Below are 21,417 nucleotides of genomic sequence, written 5' to 3'. Positions count from 1 at the left end.
CCATCCAGGTCGATTCCTCCTACGCCCACCAGGGTTGATCGATGTATCTCGCGACCACGGACGCGGCCGCGACGGCAAAGGTGACGCGGGGCCGCGTCGGCGGGCCGGTACTGGCCCTCGGCGCGGTCAGCCTGGTCACCGACGTCTCCTCCGAGATGGTCACCGCCGTGCTGCCCCTCTACTTCGTCCTCCAACTGGGTCTCTCCCCCCTTCAGTTCGGCTTCCTCGACGGCCTCTACAACGGCGTCACCGCGCTCGTCCGGCTGCTCGGCGGGCGCGCCGCCGACCGCGGCGGCCGGCACAAGCTGGTCGCCGGAGCCGGTTACGCCCTGTCCGCGCTCTCCCGGCTGGGACTGCTGCTCGCCGGCGGCGGCACCCTGGGCATCGGTGCGGCGCTCGCCGCGGACCGCATCGGCAAGGGCGTCCGCACCGCCCCGCGCGACGCCCTGATCTCACTCAGCGCGCCGCCGGACGCGCTCGGCCGGGCCTTCGGCGTCCACCGGGCGATGGACACCACCGGCGCCCTCCTGGGACCGCTCGCCGCGTTCGCGCTCCTCTGGGCCACCGCCGACGCGTACGACGCGGTGTTCGTGGTCAGCTTCTGCGTGGGGCTGCTCGGGGTGCTGCTGCTCGTCGCCTTCGTCCCGGGGAGGGCCGGGCTGCCGGCCCACCAACGGGAGCCGCGCCCCGTGCCCCGCTCCCAGGGCCGGCTGCTCGCCCCGCTCCGCGACCCCGCCTTCCGGCGGATCTGCGCGGCGGCGGGCCTGCTGGGCGCGGCGACCATCGGGGACTCGTTCCTGTACCTGCTGCTCCAGCGCCGGCTGGACTTCGCGGTGAGCTGGTTCCCGCTGCTGCCGCTGGGCGCCGCGGCGGTCTACCTCGCGCTCGCCGTGCCGGCCGGCCGGCTCGGGGACCGGATCGGCCGCCGGGTCCCGTTCCTGTGCGGGCACGTGGCGCTGCTCGGCGGCTATCTGCTGTTCCTGGCCACCGATGCGGGGCCGGTGCTCCTGGTGGGCGTCCTGCTGCTGCTCGGTGTCTTCTACGCGGCCACCGACGGGGTGCTGATGGCACTGGCCGGACCGGTGCTGCCGGCCGCCAACCGGGCGAGCGGGATGGCGCTGCTCCAGACGGGCCAGGCGCTGTGCCGGCTACTGGCCGCGGCGGGCTTCGGTGCCGCCTGGACGCTGTGGGGCAGCGGCCCGGCCCTGGTCACCGCGGCTCTCGCGCTGGCCGCGGCACTGGCGGCCGCCACTGTCCTCCTCTCCGGACGTGCGGGCCGCGGCCCGGCCGACCGTGGGCGCCCCGGCACCCGGCAACCGAGCCCCGCCCCGCCCTCGGAGGACCCGGCCCCGGAAGGCCCGGATCCGCAAGAACCGGAGCACACCGGAGGTCCCGAGAACACCGGCCCGCCCCCGGAGCGCCCCGGTCCGGAAGCCCCCGACCCCGAAAGGCGACCGTCCCGCCCATGACCCGCCCCAGCCCCGCGGACCACCCCGACACCCCGCAAGCCCCCACCGCCTCGCCCCACCGGCTCCCGCCCCTCCCCGCTCGCTCCCGTCGGGCCCGGATCCTCGCCGTGGCGGCCGCGGGGGCACTGCTGGCCGCCGTCGCCGTCGGCTACACCGTCGCCTCCGCCCGGCGCGCCCAACCGACCGACACCGCCTCGGCGTTCGGCCTCGACCACGGGCGGCTGTACTTCCGCAGTACGGGCGCGGGGGCCGGCCGCGTGGCCAGTCTCCCGGCCCCGGCGCCCGGCGGACGCACGCCCGGCACGGCGCCCGGGGACGACCGGCGCACCACCGGCGGACCCGTGTGCGACCGCTTCCACGCGGCCGCCGACACCGGTCTCTGTCTCCAGCGGCGCCCCGGTATTCCGCCCAGGTCGTACGCGGTCGTCCTGGACGGCCGGCTGCGGGAGCGGCGCCGGATCGCGCTCACCGGCATCCCCAACCGGGCCCGGGTCTCGGCCTCCGGGCGGATGCTGTCCTGGACGATGTTCGCCACCGGCGACTCCTACGCGACCACGTCGTTCTCCACCCGGACCTCCATCCTGGACACCCGCACCGGTTACCTCATCAAGAACATCGAGGAGATCCCGCTCACCCTCGGCGGTCGCCGGTACCACTCCCCCGACGTCAACTACTGGGGCGTGACCTTCGCCCGCGACGACAACCTCTTCTACGCGACCGTCTCGACCCGCGGGAAGACCTATCTGGTCCAGGGCGACCTGCGGAAATGGGTGGCGCACACGGTCCGCGAGAACGTCGAGTGCCCCTCCCTGTCGCCCGACGACACCCGTCTCGCCTTCAAGAAGCGGGTCCGGGCCGGCGCCACCGATCCGTGGCGGCTGTACGTCCTGGACCTGCGGACGCTGCGGGAGCGTCCGGTCGCCGAGACCCGCAGCGTGGACGACCAGGCCGCCTGGCTGGACGACCGCACCCTGGCGTACGCGCTGCCCGGCCGGGACGGGCGGCGGAGCGACGTCTGGACCGTCCCGGCGGACGGCGGCGGGGCGCCGTCGCTCCGGGTGCCGGACGCGTCCTCCCCGGTCCGGGTCCCCTGACGCCGGCGGCGGGCCGCCGATGGGCCCCGCCACCGGTGCCGGGGGCCCCCGGCCGCCTCGTGGCGACCCCGTGGCGACGCCGACCGTCCCACGGCGCACAATCGAAGGGTGAACGCCCCGGAGGACCACCGACAGCGCACCCGGTACGAGGAGGGCGGCGCCCCCGCGCCCCGCTCCCGTGACCGCGACGAGCAGGGCCGGGCCCGCAACGCCAGGCCCCGGGACGGGCTGGGTCGCCCGCTGCCCTACGGATCGCCGGGGATCGCCCGGCAACCCGAGGGGGTGCCCCGTACGCCCGATGAGGCGCTGACCGAGGCGCAGCGGCTGCTGGACGCCGGGATGCCGTTCCACGCCCACGAGGTCCTGGAGGACGCCTGGAAGGGTGCCCCGGAGGCCGAGCGGGAACTGTGGCGCGGGCTGGCCCAACTGGCCGTGGGGCTCACGCACGCGGCGCGCGGCAACGCCACGGGGGGTGCGGCGCTGCTGGGACGCGGCGCGGCGGCACTCGCCCCGTATGCCGCGGCCGCCCCGCACGGCATCGACATCGCCGGACTGACGGCCTGGGCACGGGACCTGACCGGCACTCTGGCCGGGGTCCCGGAGGGCGGGGCGCCCGGTACGGTCTCCGCCTCCGGGGCGGCTCCCCGGCTGCGCGCCGGTTAGGCGGTCGGCGCAGGGCACCGGCCCGGAGGGGCGGCCGGGGTCACGAGTCGTCGTCGTCCGCGTCGTCGGAGCCGCTGCGGCCGGCCGGCTCGGGGCGCGTCGCATTGTTGAAGCCCCAGTCCAGCAGCGCGCCCGCTTCCTTGTAGACGCCGTTGGCCTCGCCCGACTGGGGGTTGAGCACGGTGACGATCAGGGTGCGGCCGTTGCGGTGGGCGGCGGCGACGAGGGTGTTGCCGGCTTTGCTGGTGTAGCCGTTCTTGACGCCGATGATGCCGGGATAGCGGGTCAGGCCGTGCGAGCCGACCAGCATCCGGTTGGTGTTCTCGATCTGGACGGTGCCCCCGCCGGCCGCCGGGAACCCGGCGCGGGTGGTGGAGCAGTAGCGGGCGAAGTCGTCGTTGGCGAGGCCGGCGCGGGCGAAGACCGTCAGGTCGAAGGCGGAGGACACCTGGCCGGGGGCGTCGTAGCCGTCCGGGGATTTCACGGTGGTGTCGCGGGCGCCGAGCCGGCGGGCGGTCCGCTGCATCTCCTGGGCGGTGGCCGACCACCCCCCGTTCATGGCGGCGAGGACGTGCACCGCGTCGTTGCCGGAGCGCAGGAAGACGCCGCGCCACAGGTCGGCGACGGTGTAGCGCTGTCCTTGGCGGACGCCGACGACGCTGCTGCCGGCGCCGAGGCCGGCGAGGTCGTCGGCGCTGACCTGGCGCACCCGGCCGGACGAGAACTTGGGCAGCACGGTGACCGCGAAGAGCGTCTTGAGGGTGCTGGCCGGGGCGAGTCTGCGGTGCGAGTTCTTGGCGGCCAGCACCTTGCCGGTGTCGGCGTCGGCGACCATCCAGGCGAGGGCGCTGAGGCCGCCGGGCAGGTGCCGGGCGGGGGCCGCGGCCTGACGCCCCGTTGGTGCGGCGGGGCGGGCATCGGCCGGTATGGGGGTCAGGGACACTCCGGCGGCGGCGATCAGTGCCAGCGCACCGGCCTTCTTGGACACAAGCGCGTCAAATGCCATGGAGTCACGCTAAGGAGGGCGGGCGGCGGGCGCAGCGCAGGTGCGCCAGACGGGCCACGGGAGGGGTGACGCGGTCGGCATGTCGGGAGGTGTGCGCAGTCGCAAAGAAGGACCCGCCCGGTGCGACGGGGGATGCACACCGGGCGGGTCACAGGACTTTTCTACCGCATGACTGAAGGGTTACGCATCAAAAACTTGTGCGTCCCCGGATTACCAGGTCACGGGCAGCGAAATCAGGCCACGCGCCCGGATTGTCCGACGGTGCCGTACTTCATCCCGCGGTACGTCGAACCGCAGCCCGGGAAAGCGGCTGATGAGGGCGCCGATGGCGATCTCCGCCTCCATACGGGCCAGCGGCGCGCCGAGGCAGTAGTGGATGCCGTGCCCCAGGGCGAGGTGACCGGAGAGGTCACGCGCCGGGTCCAGCCGGTCCGGGTCGGGGAACCGGTTCGGGTCGCGGTTCGCGGACGCTATCGAGAGCAGCACACTCTCGCCGGCGGGGATGCGGACGCCGCCGATTTCCAGGTCCTCGACAGGGAAGCGGCGGATGGCCAGGGAGGCCGGGGTGTCGTAGCGGAGGAACTCCTCTACGGCGGGCGCCAGTTCGGCTGGATTTCGGCGCAACGCGGCGAGTTGCGAGGGATGGTCGAGGAGGGCGAGGACGGCGTTGCCGATGAGCTGGACGGTGTTCTCGTATCCGGCGAAGAGGATCAGGAAGGCGAGGGAGGTCAGTTCGTCCTCGCTGAGCCGGTCGGCGCCTGGGGTGTCCGCGCTGTCGTCGCGCACCGCGATCAGATCCGAGAGCAGGTCGTCACCCGGCTCGGCACGCTTGGCGGCGATCAGCCCGGTGTAGAACTCCAGCATCGCGCCGATCGCCTCCTTCATCGCCTGCGGGCGGCCGGGGTCGGGCGTGATGAGCGCGTCCGACCAGGCCAGGAAGTCGCGTCGGTGCTCGGCCGGGATGCCGAGCAGATCGCAGATGACGGTGATCGGCAGCGGCCCGGCGTACTCCGTGACGAGTTCCGCGCGGCCCCGCGCCGCCATGGCGTCCAGCAGGTCGTCGGCGATCCGCTGCACGGGGGCGCGCAGCGCTTCGACCCGCCCCGGGGTGAAGGCCTTGACGACCAGGCGGCGGATCCGGGTGTGGTCCGGCGGGTCCATGTTGAGGAGGTTGGCGTCGAGGGCGGGCGGCAGGGAGAAACCGCGGTAGTTGCCCGGGGTGGCGTGCCGCCTGTCGAGCGAGAGCCGGGGGTCGGCCAGGGCGCTGCGGACGTCGTCGTAACGGGTGACCAGCCAGGCGGGCTGTCCGTCGGTGCCGGTGATCCGGTGCACCGGGCCGGCCTCGCGGAGTGCGGCGCAGGCGGCGTACGGGTCGTCCAGGAGGGGGGTGGTGTCCAACGGAGCGTCGGGGCCGGTCTCGGCGGTGTTCTGCATGGCGCCCGAGCCTAGATCACCAGTGGTGGAGCGCCGGGCGGCACCGGCCACGTGGGTCAGTGCCGCCGCGTGCGGTGGGGGAGGCCCGGACCCCCGTACCGGGCCACCCCGTCTGCGGGGTCGCGGTCAGCTGCGCATGGTGGCACTGCGCTGCCGCAACTCGGTGAGCACGGTCTCGATCAGCGGTGAGTGGTAGACGTCCGCGACCAGTGCCAAGTGCTCGTATTCGGCGGCGAGTTCGGTGGCGTCCAGACCGTCGGCGACCACCACGCTGTCGGCGCCGTGGGCCGGGACATGGCCCACCGCGCGGTTCTCCAGGCCGCGTCGGAGGGCGGCCGCCTCGGCGACCGCGGCCAGTTGGCCGTCGTCCAGGGAGACCGCGCGGGCGCGTTCGAGGACGATGTCGATGGCGTCGGACTCCACATGGCGGCGGATGCCGCGCTGCACGTCGCGGATCTCGGCCATCTGACGGTTGGCGCGCCACTCCAGGTCGGCGAAGGGCCAGCGGCCGGACCACCGGGAGCCGTCCATGGTGACCTCGGGGGTCTGTGCGGTGACGGTCCGCCAGAGGGGCGTCAGGCGGCGCAGTCGGCGCCACGCCGCGACCCGGGGGCCGGCCGCGGGCAGACTGAAGCCGGCCAGGACGAGGATCGCGGCGACCGAAGCGCTGAGCGGGGCGACGCCGTTGGAGAGCCAGAGCGCCGGGTGTCCGGTCCATGACAGGACGAAGCCGATGACCTTGCAGGCGCAGTAGACCAGGCCGAGCCAGCAGCCGGCGGCCAGCACCCGCAGTCCGCGGGCCAGCCACGAACCGCCGAGCCGGGCGGCGTAGCGCGGGCAGAGCGTCCCCAGGCCCGCCAAGCTCGCCCCGAAGATGGCCAGATACAGCATCAGGAAGAGCATCACGCCGGGCGCGTCGGTGTAGGCGGTGCTGAAGTCCCGGGGGTGCTCCACGGCGTCCGGGCGGCCGACGGCGAAGCCGGTGACGGCCACCGCCCACAGCAGCGCCACCGCGCCGACCGCCACCCGCGCCCTGGTCCGCGCCCGGTTCCGGGCCTCCTCGCCCTCGCCTGCCGTCCAGCGGAGCAGCAGCACCAACGCACCGGCGGCGAAGACCACGACGGAGGAGTAGAGGAAGACCATGGCGAGGTTGGCGACGCCGACCAGCCGGTCGAATCCCCGGTAGAGGCTGGGCGCGGAGAAGAGGAAGACCGTGGCCACCCCGCCGGTCATCACGCAGGCGAGCCCGAGGTCGGTGTTGGAGCGGTCCCGGAACCAGGCGACCGCCTTGTAGGCCACCAACGCCCAGGCGGCGGCCCCGAAGCAGAGGTAGACGACGTCAAACATTGGCTTCCTCCTCCGGTCCGGCGGCCTCCTGCCGGCGGCGGATGTGCCGGAGCGCGGGGCCCAGCGCCGCCGCGACCTCGGCGGCCGGCCCCTCCAGCGGGAGTTCCCGCTCCACGGTGGCGGGCACCACGTGCTCCATCAGGAGCGTGCCGAGCACCTCGGTCTCCCGCTCGGCGAGGTTGTCGTAGCCGTGGTGCCGGGCGAAGCCCATGGTCAGGCCCATGCGTCGCATGGCGGTGGCGACGTCGACGGAGGGCGTCCACATCCGCAGCGCGTCCTCGGTGACGGCCGGGTCCTGGGCGTGCCCGAGGAGCAGGTGGCTGATTTCGTGCAGCACGATGTGGGTCTGGTGCCAGGCGGAGGTCTTGAGTTCGTAGAAGACCCAGTAGCCGTCGTCCGTGGTGGCGGTCATGCCGGAGACCACCCCGCCCAGGCTCATCGGCACGAGGTGGACGGGCCGTTCCACTCGTGCCGCGACGATGTCGCAGATCCCCCGCAGATCGGTCGAGGCGGGCAGCCGCAGCTCCTTGATGAGCTGCTTGCACCGCCTGCGCATCTGGCCCACTCGCATGCTCGTCCCGCCCTCGTGTCCGGCCCGCCGCCAGGTAGTGAAGATCCGGTCGCGCTCAGCGGTCCGAATCGGGCCGTGCGCCACGCCGATCACCACCCTGCTCCGACGGGCCGTCCGGCAGGTTCATCTGCCGGCGGAACTGGGAGATGATCGTCGTCAGGCTGTCCTGTACCTCCGGGGGCAGCCCGACCGAGCGCAGTGCGATGGCGCGCACCCGCTGGTCCCGCATGGCGGCGAGGAACCGGACCTCCTCCTCCACCCGCGTGGCCTGCGGCTGCGAGAGGTCCCCCAGCAGGTACCCGACCGGTACCGCGAAGAACTTCGCCAGCGCGCGCAGGAGTTCGGGGCCCGGGTTCGTCCGCCGTCCGTTGCGCAGCATCGACAGGTACTGCTCGGTGACCTTGACCCCGCCGTACTCCGCCGCCCCCCGGCTGATCTCGTCGGCCACGTGGGCGTTGGTGTACGGGGCGCCCGGTGGGTGCATGTGCGCGAAGAGGTGGTTGAGCCGTTCCGCGAGCACGCTGCCCTCCCCCTTGGGCCGGCTGTCGCCCCCCACTGCCATTCCCCCCGTTCGCCGGGCCGGCCCAACGAGCAGTTAAGGCCGTCGAAGCTACGTCCCCATCCTGGCACGCCGGGAACACGCCGCACCAGTCCACATACGGACAGTGAGGAAGGCCGGACTTAACCACGAGTTGAGTGATCCGGCAACGACTGTGAGTGGCCCCGGCGGGCCGCATCACAGGGAGGGAGGGCATGTGGATCGCCCGGAGAGCGGACGGGCGGCAGGGGCTGTCGGGGCACCGGCGGACAACGCGAAGAGGCCGTGTCGGATACTTCCGACACGGCCTCCGACTCACGTTTCCGCAAGTCGGGACGACAGGATTTGAACCTGCGACCCCTTGACCCCCAGTCAAGTGCGCTACCAAGCTGCGCCACGTCCCGGTGCCCGATCCGCCGGGGGCTTCCCCGGCCGGTCGCGCATGAGAACAATACCGCATGTCAGACGGTGCGCGTCGCCATTTCCCGGCCGGGGCGGGCGACGGGGCAGGTGGCGGGGTGGCCGGGATGAGTACCCGTACTCATGCGGTGACGTCACCGCGCGGCCACGCTACGCGCATGACTACTCCATCGATTCAGCGGCCGACGACCACGGCTTTCTTCGTGCAGGCCGCGCTCTCGTTCGGGTTGTCGCTGGCGGCGCTGGTGATCGGGATCATCAAACTGCCGGTGGGCGCCTGGGAGCGCGGGTTCCTCGCGCTGGGGCTGGTCTTCGTGGTCTCGTCCGCGTTCACCCTGGCCAAGTGCGTCCGCGACAAGCAGGAGGCCACGGAGGTGACCAACCGGGTGGACAAGGCCCGGATCGACAAGCTCCTCATCGAGCAGGACGCCTTCAAGCCGGGACAGATCTGATTCCGGCCACCACGGGCCGCGGGTCGCCGATCCGCGGCCCTAGGCTTGACCTCAAGTTCGCTTGAGGTTGCAAAGTCTGTCGCATGACGAAGACAGCGACGGACAGCACCGTGGGCGCCCCTCTGCGCGGCGCCCGCGGATTCGGTGAACTGCCCCGGCTGATGGGGCTGATGACCGGCGACGAGAAGCACGGCCCGGCGGCCACCTCCACCCTCGACGCCCTCTGGGTCCTCTACGACCGGGTGCTGCGGGTCTCCCCCGCCACCGCCACCGACCCCGAGCGGGACCGCTTCCTGCTCTCCAAGGGGCACGGCCCGATGGCCTACTACGCGGTGCTGGCCGCCAAGGGCTTCTTCCCCACCGACTGGCTGCCGGCCTTCGGCTCGTACGACTCGCCGCTCGGCCACCATCCCGACCGGACCCTGGTGCCCGGCGTCGAGATCGGCAGCGGATCGCTCGGGCACGGATTGCCGCTCGCCGTGGGCACGGCACTGGGGCTGCGCGCCCAGGGCCGGACCGAACCCGCCGTATGGGTGCTGATCGGCGACGCCGAACTCGACGAGGGCAGCAACCACGAGGCGATCGCCTACGCCGGCCCGGTCGGCCTGGACCGGCTGCACACCCTCGTCATCGACAACTCCTCGGCCACCCACGGCTGGCACGGCGGGATCGCCTCCCGCTTCGCGGCCGCCGGCTGGTCCGCGACGACCGTGGACGGCCGCGACCACCGGGCGCTGTACGAGGCGTTCCGCGCACCGCACCCGGGCCGGCCGCACGCGGTGGTCGCCCGCGTCGAGCCCAAGCAGCCCAAGAGCCCCGGGAGCCCCGGGACCCCTGAGCCTTCCGCGCACGCCGCCTGACCGCGGTCCTTTTCCCCCAACGACCCGTATTGCGAGAGGAATTCAGAGATGGACACCATGCGTGAGCGTTTCGCCGCGGTCACCTCGCGGCTGCTGGACGAGGACCCGCGGCTGGCCGTGGTGCTCGCCGACATCGGCGTCGACGGCTTCGCGGACGCGGCCCGGCGGCACCCGGAGCGGGTGGTGAACGTCGGCATCCGCGAGCAGTTGCTGATCGGGGTCGGCGGCGGGCTGGCGCTGACCGGGCTGCGGCCGGTGCTGCACACCTTCGCCAGCTTCCTGGTGGAGCGGCCCTTCGAGCAGCTCAAGTTGGACTTCGGCCACCAGGGCACCGGCGGGGTGCTGGTGAGCGCCGGCGCCTCCTACGACTGGCCGAGCGGTGGCTTCACCCATACGGCACCGGGCGACGTGGCGCTGCTGGACACCCTCGACGGCTGGACGGTGCACGTGCCCGGCCACCCGGACGAGGCCGAGGTGCTGCTGCGGAAGGCCGCGGCGGCCGGCGACGACAACGTGTACGTGCGGCTGTCGGTGCAGGCCAACGAGGCACCGCGGCCGGTCGCCGGAGCGGGGTTCACGGCGCTGCGGGAGGGCCGCCGCGGGGTGGTGGTCGCCGTCGGCCCGATGCTGGACGCCGTGCTGGCGGCCACCGAGGGGCTGGACGTGACCGTCCTCTATGCGACGACGGTGCGGCCGTTCGACGGCCGGACGCTGCGGGCCGCCGCCGAGGCCGCCGGCTCCTCGGACGTGGTGCTGGTCGAGCCGTACCTGGCCGGCACCTCCACCCGGCACGCCGGCGACGCGCTGGCGGACCGGCCGCACCGGGTGCTGGGGCTGGGCGTCGGCCGCCGCGAACTGCGCCGCTACGGGCAGCTCGACGAGCACCTGGCCGCGCACGGGCTCGACCCGCAGGGCCTGCGGGCCCGGATCACCGGGTTCCTGGGCGCGTAGGGCCGGCCCGGTGGCGGGCGGGTCAGAGGTGCTTGCCGAGCCAGGCCAGCAGGTCGTCCTGGACCTCGTCGCGGTGGGTCTCGTTCAGGATCTCGTGGCGGGCGCCCGGGTAGGCGCGCCAGGTCAGGTCGCGGATGCCGAGGTAGCGGAAGTCCTCCAGGAGTTCGTGGACCAGGGTCATCCGCTGGTGGCAGGGGTCCTGGTCGCCGACCGCGACGTGGACCGGCAGGCCGCGGGGGATCCGGGCGAGGTGGTCGGGGTCGTTGACCTTGCGGATGGCGCGTACCCAGTCGAGGACCAGACCGGCGCAGAACGGGAAGCCGCAGTCCTCGTCGGCGGCGTAGCGGTCGACCTCGGCGGTGTCGCGGGAGAGCCATTCGTAGCCGGTGCGGTGGGCGAAGGCGTCGTTGAAGGTGGCGAAGGCGCGGGGCAGGAAGGAGGAGAGGTGGGAGCGGCCGTGTGCCGCGATCTCGGCCTCCAGTTCGGCCTCGGCGGCGTCGATGTCGAGGCTCGGCAGGGTGCGGAAGGCGCCGGTGAGGATCAGCCCGGCGAGGTCGGCGCCGTATTCCTGGGCGTAGTCGCGGGCCAGCATCGCCCCCATGCTGTGGCCGAGGAGGACGAGGGGGAGGCCCGGGTGGGCGGCGGCCGCGCGGTCGCCGATGCCCTTGAGGTCGCCGACGACGGCCCGCCAGGCGTCCTCGCCGGTGACTCCGCGGCCGCCGGTGGAGGCGGCGGTGGCGCCGTGGCCGCGGTGGTCGGAGGCGAGGACCGCGTAGCCGTGGCCGGTGAGGAAGCGCGCGAAGCGGTCGTAGCGGCGGGCGTGCTCGGCGGCGCCGTGGGCGATCTGGACCAGGGCGCGCGGGGTGCCGGACTCCGGGAGCCAGGTGTAGGTGGCGATGCGGGCGCCGTCGGGGGCCTGGTGGACGTCCTGCTGCATGGTGCTCTCCCGGGGCGGAGGGTTCGTCGGTCGGGCCCACTCTGACCCGTGGGGCGGCAGGTGGCCACGGGGCGCGCGGCAGAGATGGTCCGCGGCCCGTCCGCGTGACACGATCAGGCGGTTCTGTGCCGCAACCCCCTTTCGCAGGAGGATCGTTGGACACCGCAGACCGCCCCGAGCACGCTCCGGCCCCGCTTTCGCCGCTCTCCCGTCGCAGATTCCTCCAGGGCACCGCCTCGGCCGCCGCCGTGGCCGGTCTGGCGGGTGTCGCCGCGCCCACGGCCGCGGCCCTGCCGGCCGCACCCGGCGGCGCACCGTCGGCCGGTGCGCCCGTGGCACTGTCGTTCACCGCCGCCACCAATGGCGCGGCCACCCTCGCGCCGTCCGGTGACCGGCTGGTCGCCGAGGTGCAGAACGTCCTGTGGTCGCTGCCCCGGGCCGGCGGTGAGGCGCGGGCGCTGACCCCGCCCGACCTGGAGCCCACCCGCCCGGTGTACTCCCCCGACGGCCGACGGCTCGCGGTGTGCGCCTACCGGGGCGGCAACTTCCACCTGTGGGCGCTGGCCCCGGACGGCTCGGATCTGACGCAGTTGACCGACGGGCCGTGGGACGACCGGGGGCCGGCCTGGTCGCCCGACGGGACCCGGCTCGCGTTCGCCTCGGAGCGCGGCGGCGACGCGGTGAGCGGCAGCCCGTACCGGGTCTGGGTGCTGGAGGTGGCGTCCGGGCGGCTGACCCGGGTGACCGGTCTGCCCGGCCAGGACGGCCCCCATCAGGGCGGCGCCTGGGAGGACTTCGATCCCTGCTGGTCGCCGGACGGCGCCCGGATCTTCTTCGTGCGGGGCCGGCTGGACGGTGCCGCGCTGGTCTCCCGGACGGTGGCGTCGGTGCCCGCCGACGGGCGGGGCGCGGTGCGCACCGAGCACACCGAGACCGTCACGGCGCAGGTGATGGTGCCCGCGCTGTCCCCGGCCGGGCGGTTGGCGTACCTGCGCACCACCGACTATCCGGGGCCGAGCTGCACGCTGGTGGTGGACGGGGCGGTGGTGGCGGTGGACGGCGATGTGGAGCCGGTGCCGCCGCGCTGGGTGTCGCGGGACGAGCTGCTGGTGACGGTCGGCGGGGAGTTCCGGATCGTCCGGCCCGACGCGCCGCGGCGGGCCGAGGCCATCCCGTTCACCGCGCGGCTGCCGCTGGACCGGCCGCGGTATCGCGTCAAGGACTACGGCTTCGAGCGCACGGCGGCCGGCCCGGTCCGCGGGATCCATCTGCCGGCGCTCTCCCCGGACGGCCGCCGGGTGGCCTTCGCCGCGCTCAACTCGCTGTGGCTGGCGCCCACTTCCGGTGGCGGTGCGCCGCGCCGGATCACCCGGGCCGCGGCCACCCGCTACGTGCTCGCGCCGAGCTGGTCCCGGGACGGCCGGGCGCTGGTGTACGCGGACGACCGGGACGGGCTGTTCGCGGTGCGCCGTCTGGAGGTGGACTCCGGTGCGGAGACGGTGCTGGCGTCCGGCGGGCGGGTGCAGCCGGCGCTGTCGCCGGACGGCGGGCGGCTGGCCGCGCTGGACATGGCGGGCAACCTCGTCGTGCGGACGCCGGCGGACGGATCGGAGAAGGTGCTGGCCGCGCCGATGGGGGCGGGCGGGCTGCCGGGCCGGCCCAGCTGGTCGCCGGACGGCCGCCATCTGGCGCTGTGCGACCGCAATCGGCTCAACCGCCGGTTCCGCGAGGGCTACAACGTCATCCGGATCGTGGACACGGAGACCGGGAAGGACCGGCTGTACCAGGTCGCCGAGCACGTCTCGATCGCCGACCGCTACGACTCCGGGCCGGTGTGGTCGCCGGACGGCAAGTGGCTGGCGCTGATCGCCGAGTCGGCGCTGTGGGTGCTGCCGGTGCGGCCGGACGGGACGCCGGACGGTGCGCCGCGGCAGCTGACCGAGGAGGCCGCGGACCATCCGTCGTGGTCCGGGGACTCCGGGACGCTGCTGTACCTCTCGGCGGGGAAGCTGCGGCTGGTCCCGGTGTCCGGCGGTCCGGCCCGGACCGTTCCGGTCGCGCTTACGCAGCGGCCGGCGCGGGCCCGGGACACCGTGGTGCACGCGGGCCGGTTCTGGGACGGCACCGGTGAGACGGTACGCGAGGACGTCGACGTGGTGGTGCGGGACGGGCGGATCACGGCGGTGGAGCCGCACCGGGCGTCCCGGGCCGGTACCGCCCGCCGGGTGGACGCCGCGGAGCGGACCGTGCTGCCGGGGCTGTGGGACGCCCATACGCACCCCTGGCAGACGACGTACGGGGGGCGGCAGACCGCGCTGCAGCTCGCGTACGGCATCACCACCACGGTGTCCTGCGGCGGCTTCTCCTACGAGCAGGCGCGGCTGCGGGAGGCGCTGGCCGCCGGGGTGCTGGCCGGTCCGCGGCTGCTGACCTGCGGTGAGCTGCTGGACGGCGGGCGGGTGGCGTACAGCATGGGGCGGGCGCACCGCACCGAGGCGGGGCTGCGGCGGTCGCTGGCCCGGGGTGCGGCGCTGGACTGGGACTTCGTCAAGACCTATGTGCGGGCGCCGGGTTGGGTGATGGCGGAGGCGGCCCGCTTCGCGCACGACCGGCTCGGGGTGCGCTCGGGGAGCCATCTGCTCACCCCGGGGGTGCAGCTGGGGCAGGATCTGACGACCCATCTGCAGGCCACCCAGCGACTGGAGTTCGGGCATGCGGTGTCCGGTTCGGGCCACGCGTACCAGGACGTGGAGAACGTCTACACGGCCGGCGGGCTGCACATGCTGGCCACGCCGTTCTCGGCGTCGCCGCTGATCGGGGAGGATCCGGCGCTGGCCGAGGACGTGCGGGTGAGCCGGCTGATGCCGCCGTGGGACAGCGCGGTGGTCCGGGAGAACGCCGGGCGCCGTCCGACGCCGGCGCAGTTGGCCGACATCGGGGTCGAGGTGGGCGTCTACCGGCGGATCCTGGACGGTGGCGGGCTGGTGGCGCTGGGGACGGACCAGCCGCTGGTGCCGGTGGGGCTGTCGCTCCATCTGGCGTTGCGGGCACTGCACCGGGGCGGGTTGAGCGTCGTGCAGGCGCTGCGCACGGCGACGGTGCTGCCGGCCCGGGTCTTCGGTGCGGAGCGCGACCTGGGGACGCTGGAGGTGGGCAAGCTCGCCGACATGACGCTGGTGGACGGCGATCCGTTCCGCGATCTCGGCGCGCTGGTGCGGACCTCGACGGTGCTCAAGGGCGGGCGGCTGTTCGAGCAGCGGGCGCTGGTGGAGTCGTTCCCGGCGCCCGGTGGGCCGGCGGTGCGCGCGGCGGCGGGCACCGACTGGCTGGAGGTGGGGCGGCAGCAGCGCCGCGAGTCCTGCTGCGGCACCGGGCACTGAGGGTCGGGGAGGCGGGGGGTGGCGCGGTTCCGGGCGGCCCGGGACCGCGTCGCCCGGCATGGCGCGGCCGGGGTTGTGCGGCGCATCCGCGCACTCCAAGTGCCCGTATGGATGCGCCCGGTTGATGTTTTGCGCGACCCGCAGCTGGTATTCCAACGGGTATTGCGCACGGTAGGCACAAGATCATTTTCGATACGATCACGGCGGCACCGTCCGTGCCGCCCCGAGGCGGGGAGGGATCGGCACACGGAAGTTCGCGGAGGAGGGCTCGTCTTGCATCGCTACTTCACGGACCAGCGACATGAGGGACTCCGGCGCCAGGTGCGGGACTTCGCCGAACGCGAGGTCCGCCCCCGGATCGCCGAGATGGAGGCGAGCCGCACCGTCTGCCCCGACCTCTCGCGGCTGATCGCCCGGCAGGGCTGGATCGGCGCGACGGTGGACCGCGCGTACGGCGGGATGGGCGCCGGGCACGTCGCCAAGACCCTCATCATCGAGGAGCTGTCGCGGGTCAGCGCCGCGATGGGCGCCATGGCGCAGGCGTCCCAGCTGGGCGTGGCGAAGATCGTCCACTTCGGCAGCGAGGAGCAGAAGAAGACCTGGCTGCCGGCGATCGCGTCGGGCGACTGCCTGCCGACCATCGCGGTCACCGAACCGCAGTCCGGCGGCCATGTGCTGGGCATGGCCTCCACCGCGGTCCGCGACGGCGACGACTACGTCCTCAACGGCCGGAAGATCTACGTCGGCAACAGCCACATCGGTGATCTGCACGGGGTGGTGGTGCGCACCGGCGAGGGCTCCAAGGGCCTGTCGGCGTTCCTCGTCGAGTCGGGCACCCGCGGCTTCCGGGTCGGGCCGCAGCAGCCCGCGATGGGCCTGCACGGTTTCAGCTTCGGCGAGCTGTTCTTCGACGACTGCCGAGTCCCGGCGGCGCAGCTGCTGGGCCGGGAGGGCGACGGGCTCTCCGTGGCGTACTCCTCCAGCGTGCTGTACGGACGGCCGAACCTGACCGCGGTCTCGCTCGGCATCCACCAGGCGGTCCTGGACGAGACCACGGCGTTCTGCACCGAGCGGCGGCGCTACGGCGAACCGCTCGCGGAGCTGCCGACCGTCAAGCTCAAGCTGGGCCGGATCCAGTCCCGGCTGCTGCTGGCCCGGCTGTCCGCGTACCACGCGGTGCACCTGCTCGACCAGGGGCTGCCGTGCGACGCGGAGCTGATGAACGCCAAGTTGGTGAACGCGGAGTCGGCGCTGGAGTCGGCGCGGGACGCGATGGACATCCACGCCGCCTGCGGGCTGTTCACCGACCGGCCGGTGGAGCGCTTCCTGCGCGACGCGCACCACATCTTCGCGCCGGCCGGCACCTCCGACATCCAACTGCTGCGGCTGGGCGAACTCGCGCTGGGGCAGGGGAAGGGCGAGTGGTCGGGCCGGCTGGCGGAGGTGCTGCGGCCCGCGCCGGCGGAACGGCCCGAGGAGGAGCCGCTGCCGGGCGGGCGGGAGGCGTTGGCCCGGGTGTCCTGAGCGCGGTCGGCCGCGCCGCTGCCGCCCGGGTGCGGCCCCGGCCGGCCGGACGGGCCTCCGGGGCCGTGGCCGCACCCGGTCAGCGGGCGTCGGCCTCCCGCTGCCGCCGTTCCATCTCGTCGATCTGCTCGACGAGTTCGGCGGCGAACGTCTTGATGGTGTGCAGCCCCTCGCGCCCCCAGGGCCGGGGTTCTCGGTCGATGACGCAGACGGTGCCCAGCGTCGTCCCGGTGCGGTCGATCAGCGGAGCGCCGAGGTAGGTGCGGATGCCCAGTTCGTCGACCACGGGGTTCCCGGCGAACCGCGGGTAGTCGCAGACGTCCTCCAGGACCAGCGCCTTGCGCCGCACCACGACGTACGGGCAGTAGCCGTGGTCACGGGCCATGATCCGCTCGGGGCGGCCGCTGGGCGGTGCCGGGCCCAGCTCGACGGAGGTGTCGAGGTCGGGAGCGTAGAGGCCGGCGAAGTACTGCTCGCGCTCGTCGATGAAGTTGACCATCGCATAAGGGGTGTTGGTGGTCCGGGCGAGCTTGCGGGCGAAGTCGTCGAACGCGGGCAGCGGGTTCTTGCCGATGCCCAGCTCGCGCAGCCGGGCCACCCGCGCCGGCGCCTCGTGGTCCTCCGGAGTGATCACCAGTCGACGCGTCAGGTCATCGGTCAGATAAGGGAGTTCGGAAGAGGGGTAGCGCCAGGACGGATATCGGGAGGGGAAGGGGAAGCGTGCGGAGGGGACGTTCATGACAGCTCCGGGGTGGCGGTGAGGACAGGGCTGAGCAGGTATTCGACGAGGGACACCAGGACATGGGTGCCGGAGGCGCACTGACGGGCGTCGCAGAGCACGACCGGGATCTGCGGGGCGAGGTCCAGGGCGGCCCGGACCTCTTCGGACCCGTAGCGGTGGCCGCCGTCGAACTCGTTCACCGCGACGACGAAGTGGATGCCCCGCCCCTCGAAGAAGTCGACCGCGGCGAAGGACTGGTCCAACCGCCGGGTGTCGGCGAGCACCACCGCGCCGAGCGCGCCGTGGGACAGCTCGTCCCACAGGAACCAGAAGCGGTGCTGTCCGGGCGTCCCGAAGAGGTAGAGGACGTGCTCCGGGCCGAGGGTGATCCGCCCGAAGTCCATGGCGACGGTCGTGGTGGTCTTGTCCTCCACACCGGACAGGTCGTCGGTGCCGGCGCTGATCTGGGTGATGAGCTCTTCGGTGCTGAGCGGTTCGATCTCACTGACCGCGCCGACGAAGGTGGTCTTGCCGGCTCCGAAACCGCCCGCGACCAGCACCTTCAGCGCGGTCGGAAAGGAGTCGGACACGGGATCCCCCGGGAGCCGGAAGTCAGAGTCGTTCACGAAGTCCATGCAGCACGGCCTCCAGCAGGGCACGGTCGGTACGGGGGGCGGGCTCGGCCGCGACGGCCGGCGGGATCCGCGCGGTGAGCGCCCCGCAGTCGACGAGGTCGGCGAGGAGCACCTTGGCGACCGCGGCGGGCAGCCGGACGTGCGCGGCGACCTCGGCGACCGGGACGGGCGCGTCGCACAGCGCCAGGACCCGGTCGTAGTCGGGTCCCTGGAGGCCGGCGGGCCGCCGCCCGGTCGCCCGCACCATGGTCATCAGGTCGAAGTGCGCCGTGGGCCGGGTGCGGCCCCTGCTGACGGTGTAGGGGCGGACCAGGCGGCCCGCCACCTCGTCGACCCACGGCGCGTCCGGGCCGTGCGGCCGCTGCCGGCGCGGCAGGGCCACGGTCAACGGCCACCCGCCGTGGCCTGGTGGCGCGCGGGCGTCGACAAATACGGGCGGACGCTCTTGACCAGCATCCCCATCTCGTAGCCGAGGACCCCGGCGTCGGCCTCGCGTCCGGCGAGGACGGCCAGGCAGGCGCCGGAGCCGGCGGCGGCGACGAAGAGGAAGGTCTGCTCCATCTCGACGACGACCTGGAGGATGTCGCTGCCCTCCCCGAAGCGGGAACCGGCGCTACGGGCGAGGGAGTACAGGCCGGAGGAGAGCGCCGCCATGTGGTCGGCGACGTCCGGCTCGAAGCCGTGGGATGCCTTGACCAGGCCGTCGGCGGACAGCAGGACGGCGCTGCGGGTGTGCGGTACCCGCTGGACGAGTCCGGTCAGCAGCCAGGAAAGGTCGGTGTGCTGATTGCCGCGGAACTCCGCGTGCGTCTGCGCGCGCACATCACTCACCATGGTCGGGGTCGTCTCCTCGGGGGCGGGCCATCGGGGCGTCGTGGTCGGGGGCAAGGAGCAGTTCGGGGTCTCCGGGGCTGCCGGTCGCGCAGTCCTGGCCCGGGGTGGTGGCAGGAGCGGGGGCGGGGTGGCCGGCGGCGATGAGGCCGGCCGCGTAGCTGGGGTCGGCTCGGCTGAAGCCGCGCTGGTAGGCGGCCATCAGGTTCGGGTCGTGGAGGCGTTCGGGGCCGGTGCGCTGGGGCGGGTGGTCCGGCAGGTCGCGCAGTTGGGGGGCGAGGTGCGCCTGCTTGATGCGGCGCGGCAGTCGGGGGCGGGGGCCGTCGTCGAGGGGCAGCGGCGGGGGCGGCAGGACCACCGGGCCGGGATCGGCGGGCCGGGCGGCGGTCAGACGGGCCTCGGTGGGCCGGTGGTCGGCGGGGTGGCCGCCACCGGGCAGGAAGCCGGGCGGGCCGTCGGGCACGCCGCCGGTGTGCTGCGGTGCGAGCGCGGCGGCCTCGACGCTGGCGACGGTGGTCGAGGCGGGGGTGCGGACGATGCGCCGGCGGGCGGGGAGGCCGTCGGGTCCGGCGGTGAGCGCACGGGCGGGGGGCAGGGCGCGGGCCGCGGGGGCACCGGTCGGCTCACGGCGGCCGACGCCGCCGTCGAACCGCTCGCCGTACGCCCCGCCGTACGTCCCTTCGCGGTACGTCCCTTCGCCGTACGTCCATTGACCGCGCGCCGGGTCCACCGCGGCCCTCTCTTCCTCCATACCGTCCGGGAACTCCTCGCGGGTCTCGGCCGAGTTGGCGCCCAGCAGCTCCGGCGGCACGATCACGGTGGCCTGGACGCCGCCGTAGATGCTGCCCTGGAGCCGGACCACGAGGCCGTGCCGCTGGGCGAGCGAGGAGACCACGTAGAGACCGATCCGGCCGTCGTCGAGGAGTTCGGTGAGGTCGATCCGCTCGGGGTCCGCCAACAGGCGGTTCATCTGCTCCTGTTCCTCCGTCGGCATGCCCAGGCCGCGGTCCTCGACCTCGACGGCGAGCCCCGCGGTGACGTGCCGGGCCCGCACCGTGACCGGCGTCTCCGGGTCGGAGAACTCGGAGGCGTTCTCGACGAGTTCGGCGAGCAGGTGCACGACGTCGGCGACCGCGTGCCCGCGCAGAGTGCCCTCGAAGGGCGACACCAGCTTGATCCGGGTGTACTGCTCGACCTCGGCGGTCGACGAGCGGACGACCTCGGTCATGGTGATCGGGCGGGTCCACTGGCGGCGGGTGATGGCGCCGCCGAGGACGGCGAGGTTCTCGGCGTGCCGGCGGATCCGCGTGGCCAGGTGGTCGATGACGAACAGGCCCTTGAGCAGGTCCGGGTCCTCGACCTGGTGCTCCATCTCGTCCAGGGTCAGGATCTGGCGGTGCACGAGGGATTGCAGGCGGCGGGCGAGGTTGACGAAGACCTCCAGCTTCTGCTGGTTGCCGGTGGCGTCGCTGCGGACGATGCCCACCGCCTCGATCAGCGCGGCCTCGGCGGCCCGGCCGGTGGCGGCGACCTCGTGGGCGAGCCGGCCGAGCGGATCGCCACCGGCCTCCGGCAACGGCTCCCGGTCGTCGCGGATCCGCAGCCATTCGTCGTTGCGCACCCGGTCGAGGAGGTCGTCGATATCGGCCTGCGCGCGGGCGCACACCTCGCGCAGCCGCGCGCACCGGTGCGCCAGGGCGCGCGCCTCGGCGTTCCCGACCAGGCCGCCGACCAGGACGACGCCGCAGACCACGACGAGGCCACCGGCCAGCACCGCCCACTCGCGGCCGCCGAGCCGCGCGCCGCCGCTGCGGACCACGAACGCGGCGACGCCCGCACAGACGACCGCGGCGAGCAGGGCGGGGACGGCGGCGAGCCGGACCAGGCGGGCCCGTATGGCCGAGTCGGTGACCGGCTCCGGGAAGGCCGTCCGGCCGTGCCGTCCGCCATGGGACCGGGGAGCCTCCTGGGACGTCTCGGTCCTCGGCGGGGTTGCGGTAGGCATCGGCGCCCTCCGGATCGGCCGTTGGCAGTTCGCGGAGCACGCACGCTAGTTGTTGCGGGGGTGGGGTTCGGACCCCCTCCGGGGTTTCGCCACCCCGCGCCACCTCCTTGGGTAGGCACGCCCCGCACGCAGTTACGAAAAGATCCGAACTCCCGTACAGAAAGCAGCGGTTGAGGCACCACCGGACACCTCAGCCGCCCCACCGACCCCGCCTCGCTTCGGGCGTTCCGCCGAGGCCGCACCATCGCACCGTCCTCGCCCCGGACGGCAGGCCGATCAGCCTTACCCCGCCAGCAGGACTCCCGTCGAATCCACGGCGCCCGCCGGCACCTTCACACGTGAAGTGTCTTGACAGGCGCCCCGGATGTCGCGGAGTCCACCGGCGACGCCCGACTTGCCCCGTCACCGCTCGCAGCGGCATTTCTCCGGCAGCTGAAATACCGAATAGGCCCTGAACATTTAGTGCGCCGCCATGTCCGGGTTTCCGAGCGGGTCCCGGCAGTTCCAGCGGCGCAAGAAACAACGTTCACGAACTCGAATACGGTGGGCGGCGCCGATGCCGGAGATCATCGTCGGCGT

Annotated in this window: 19 protein-coding genes and 1 tRNA gene; 8 read left to right on the top strand and 12 right to left on the bottom strand. The window is 73.8% G+C overall.

The features are described from left to right. Positions 1-41 precede the first annotated feature (41 nt). From CG747_RS04430 to CG747_RS04420, 3 genes are all read left to right on the top strand, one after another. Positions 42-1,469, top strand: a complete 1,428-nt coding sequence (locus CG747_RS04430) for an MFS transporter (RefSeq protein WP_257980215.1) — start codon at positions 42-44, stop codon at positions 1,467-1,469. Next, the gene (locus tag CG747_RS04425; protein ID WP_257980214.1) at positions 1,466-2,563 is read left to right on the top strand and encodes a hypothetical protein; all 1,098 of its coding nucleotides are present in this window, start codon (positions 1,466-1,468) and stop codon (positions 2,561-2,563) included. Before CG747_RS04430 ends, CG747_RS04425 begins: the two co-directional genes overlap by 4 nt. Before the next feature lie 108 nt (positions 2,564-2,671). Further along, positions 2,672-3,226, top strand: a complete 555-nt coding sequence (locus CG747_RS04420) for a DUF309 domain-containing protein (protein ID WP_100600276.1) — start codon at positions 2,672-2,674, stop codon at positions 3,224-3,226. 40 nt (positions 3,227-3,266) lie between these two features. Here the strand turns inward: CG747_RS04420 and CG747_RS04415 are convergent, their stop codons facing one another. The 6 genes from CG747_RS04415 to CG747_RS04390 all read right to left on the bottom strand — a co-directional run bounded on the left by CG747_RS04415 (position 3,267) and on the right by CG747_RS04390 (position 8,526). Then, complete coding sequence (locus CG747_RS04415; RefSeq protein WP_180985385.1) at positions 3,267-4,232, bottom strand: D-alanyl-D-alanine carboxypeptidase family protein; 966 nt, start codon at positions 4,230-4,232, stop codon at positions 3,267-3,269. A gap of 210 nt (positions 4,233-4,442) precedes the next feature. Beyond that, a complete protein-coding gene (locus CG747_RS04410) occupies positions 4,443-5,666 on the bottom strand; it encodes a cytochrome P450 (protein ID WP_100600274.1) in 1,224 nt (407 codons plus the stop codon). Between the two features lie 126 nt (positions 5,667-5,792). Then, positions 5,793-7,013, bottom strand: a complete 1,221-nt coding sequence (locus CG747_RS04405) for an MAB_1171c family putative transporter (protein ID WP_100600273.1) — start codon at positions 7,011-7,013, stop codon at positions 5,793-5,795. Beyond that, positions 7,006-7,578, bottom strand: coding sequence for a hypothetical protein (locus tag CG747_RS04400; RefSeq protein WP_257980236.1), 573 nt, complete (start codon positions 7,576-7,578; stop codon positions 7,006-7,008). Before CG747_RS04400 ends, CG747_RS04405 begins: the two co-directional genes overlap by 8 nt. A gap of 61 nt (positions 7,579-7,639) precedes the next feature. Beyond that, the gene (locus tag CG747_RS04395; protein WP_100600271.1) at positions 7,640-8,146 is read right to left on the bottom strand and encodes a helix-turn-helix domain-containing protein; all 507 of its coding nucleotides are present in this window, start codon (positions 8,144-8,146) and stop codon (positions 7,640-7,642) included. 306 nt (positions 8,147-8,452) lie between these two features. After that, positions 8,453-8,526, bottom strand: a tRNA-Pro gene (locus tag CG747_RS04390). A 174-nt stretch (positions 8,527-8,700) separates the two neighbouring features. On the opposite strand from CG747_RS04390, the gene CG747_RS04385 reads away from it, so the two are divergent. The 3 genes from CG747_RS04385 to CG747_RS04375 all read left to right on the top strand — a co-directional run bounded on the left by CG747_RS04385 (position 8,701) and on the right by CG747_RS04375 (position 10,805). Next, positions 8,701-8,994: a YiaA/YiaB family inner membrane protein gene (locus CG747_RS04385; protein ID WP_180985384.1), complete on the top strand. Its 294-nt coding sequence runs from the start codon at positions 8,701-8,703 to the stop codon at positions 8,992-8,994. Positions 8,995-9,077: 83 nt separating this feature from the next. After that, positions 9,078-9,854, top strand: coding sequence for a transketolase (locus CG747_RS04380; protein WP_100600269.1), 777 nt, complete (start codon positions 9,078-9,080; stop codon positions 9,852-9,854). Positions 9,855-9,902: 48 nt separating this feature from the next. Next, positions 9,903-10,805, top strand: a complete 903-nt coding sequence (locus CG747_RS04375) for a transketolase family protein (protein ID WP_100600268.1) — start codon at positions 9,903-9,905, stop codon at positions 10,803-10,805. 22 nt (positions 10,806-10,827) lie between these two features. Here CG747_RS04375 and CG747_RS04370 read toward each other — a convergent pair whose 3' ends face one another. Next, the gene (locus tag CG747_RS04370) at positions 10,828-11,742 is read right to left on the bottom strand and encodes an alpha/beta fold hydrolase (RefSeq protein WP_100600267.1); all 915 of its coding nucleotides are present in this window, start codon (positions 11,740-11,742) and stop codon (positions 10,828-10,830) included. A 155-nt stretch (positions 11,743-11,897) separates the two neighbouring features. On the opposite strand from CG747_RS04370, the gene CG747_RS04365 reads away from it, so the two are divergent. Next, positions 11,898-15,122: an amidohydrolase family protein gene (locus CG747_RS04365; protein ID WP_100600266.1), complete on the top strand. Its 3,225-nt coding sequence runs from the start codon at positions 11,898-11,900 to the stop codon at positions 15,120-15,122. Positions 15,123-15,395: 273 nt separating this feature from the next. Next, complete coding sequence (locus tag CG747_RS04360) at positions 15,396-16,646, top strand: acyl-CoA dehydrogenase family protein (RefSeq protein ID WP_100600265.1); 1,251 nt, start codon at positions 15,396-15,398, stop codon at positions 16,644-16,646. Positions 16,647-16,725: 79 nt separating this feature from the next. On the opposite strand, the gene CG747_RS04355 is transcribed toward CG747_RS04360, so the two are convergent. From CG747_RS04355 to CG747_RS50650, 5 genes are read right to left on the bottom strand one after another with little or no spacing between them, the layout of a single operon-like run. Continuing rightward, the gene (locus tag CG747_RS04355; RefSeq protein ID WP_257980213.1) at positions 16,726-17,385 is read right to left on the bottom strand and encodes a GAF domain-containing protein; all 660 of its coding nucleotides are present in this window, start codon (positions 17,383-17,385) and stop codon (positions 16,726-16,728) included. After that, positions 17,382-18,002, bottom strand: a complete 621-nt coding sequence (locus CG747_RS04350; RefSeq protein WP_100600264.1) for an ATP/GTP-binding protein — start codon at positions 18,000-18,002, stop codon at positions 17,382-17,384. Before CG747_RS04350 ends, CG747_RS04355 begins: the two co-directional genes overlap by 4 nt. Next, positions 17,980-18,390 carry a DUF742 domain-containing protein gene (locus CG747_RS04345; RefSeq protein ID WP_100600509.1) on the bottom strand — a complete coding sequence of 137 codons (411 nt, stop codon included), beginning with the start codon at positions 18,388-18,390 and terminating at the stop codon, positions 17,980-17,982. Before CG747_RS04345 ends, CG747_RS04350 begins: the two co-directional genes overlap by 23 nt. Next, entirely contained in the window at positions 18,387-18,836 is a 450-nt protein-coding gene (locus CG747_RS04340) for a roadblock/LC7 domain-containing protein (RefSeq protein WP_100600263.1), read from the bottom strand. The genes CG747_RS04345 and CG747_RS04340 overlap by 4 nt, the downstream gene beginning before the upstream one ends. Then, positions 18,826-20,838: a sensor histidine kinase KdpD gene (locus tag CG747_RS50650; protein WP_100600262.1), complete on the bottom strand. Its 2,013-nt coding sequence runs from the start codon at positions 20,836-20,838 to the stop codon at positions 18,826-18,828. The genes CG747_RS04340 and CG747_RS50650 overlap by 11 nt, the downstream gene beginning before the upstream one ends. Positions 20,839-21,417: the final 579 nt, after the last annotated feature.

The organism is Streptomyces sp. CB02959, from assembly GCF_002803155.1.
Lineage (GTDB): Bacteria > Actinomycetota > Actinomycetes > Streptomycetales > Streptomycetaceae > Streptomyces.
Note: the sequence above shows the minus strand (reverse complement) of the source record. Positions and strands in the feature narration are given on the sequence as shown.

Bases quoted from the DNA above. Each gene is read 5' to 3' on its own strand.
- CG747_RS04430 (WP_257980215.1), top strand. From the start codon at position 42: ATGTATCTCGCGACCACGGACGCGGCCGCGACGGCAAAGGTGACGCGG.
- CG747_RS04425 (WP_257980214.1), top strand. From the start codon at position 1,466: ATGACCCGCCCCAGCCCCGCGGACCACCCCGACACCCCGCAAGCCCCC.
- CG747_RS04415 (WP_180985385.1), bottom strand. From the start codon at position 4,232: ATGGCATTTGACGCGCTTGTGTCCAAGAAGGCCGGTGCGCTGGCACTG.
- CG747_RS04410 (WP_100600274.1), bottom strand. From the start codon at position 5,666: ATGCAGAACACCGCCGAGACCGGCCCCGACGCTCCGTTGGACACCACC.
- CG747_RS04405 (WP_100600273.1), bottom strand. From the start codon at position 7,013: ATGTTTGACGTCGTCTACCTCTGCTTCGGGGCCGCCGCCTGGGCGTTG.
- CG747_RS04395 (WP_100600271.1), bottom strand. From the start codon at position 8,146: ATGGCAGTGGGGGGCGACAGCCGGCCCAAGGGGGAGGGCAGCGTGCTC.
- CG747_RS04385 (WP_180985384.1), top strand. From the start codon at position 8,701: ATGACTACTCCATCGATTCAGCGGCCGACGACCACGGCTTTCTTCGTG.
- CG747_RS04380 (WP_100600269.1), top strand. From the start codon at position 9,078: ATGACGAAGACAGCGACGGACAGCACCGTGGGCGCCCCTCTGCGCGGC.
- CG747_RS04375 (WP_100600268.1), top strand. From the start codon at position 9,903: ATGGACACCATGCGTGAGCGTTTCGCCGCGGTCACCTCGCGGCTGCTG.
- CG747_RS04370 (WP_100600267.1), bottom strand. From the start codon at position 11,742: ATGCAGCAGGACGTCCACCAGGCCCCCGACGGCGCCCGCATCGCCACC.
- CG747_RS04355 (WP_257980213.1), bottom strand. From the start codon at position 17,385: ATGAACGTCCCCTCCGCACGCTTCCCCTTCCCCTCCCGATATCCGTCC.
- CG747_RS04350 (WP_100600264.1), bottom strand. From the start codon at position 18,002: ATGGACTTCGTGAACGACTCTGACTTCCGGCTCCCGGGGGATCCCGTG.
- CG747_RS04340 (WP_100600263.1), bottom strand. From the start codon at position 18,836: ATGGTGAGTGATGTGCGCGCGCAGACGCACGCGGAGTTCCGCGGCAAT.
- CG747_RS50650 (WP_100600262.1), bottom strand. From the start codon at position 20,838: ATGCCTACCGCAACCCCGCCGAGGACCGAGACGTCCCAGGAGGCTCCC.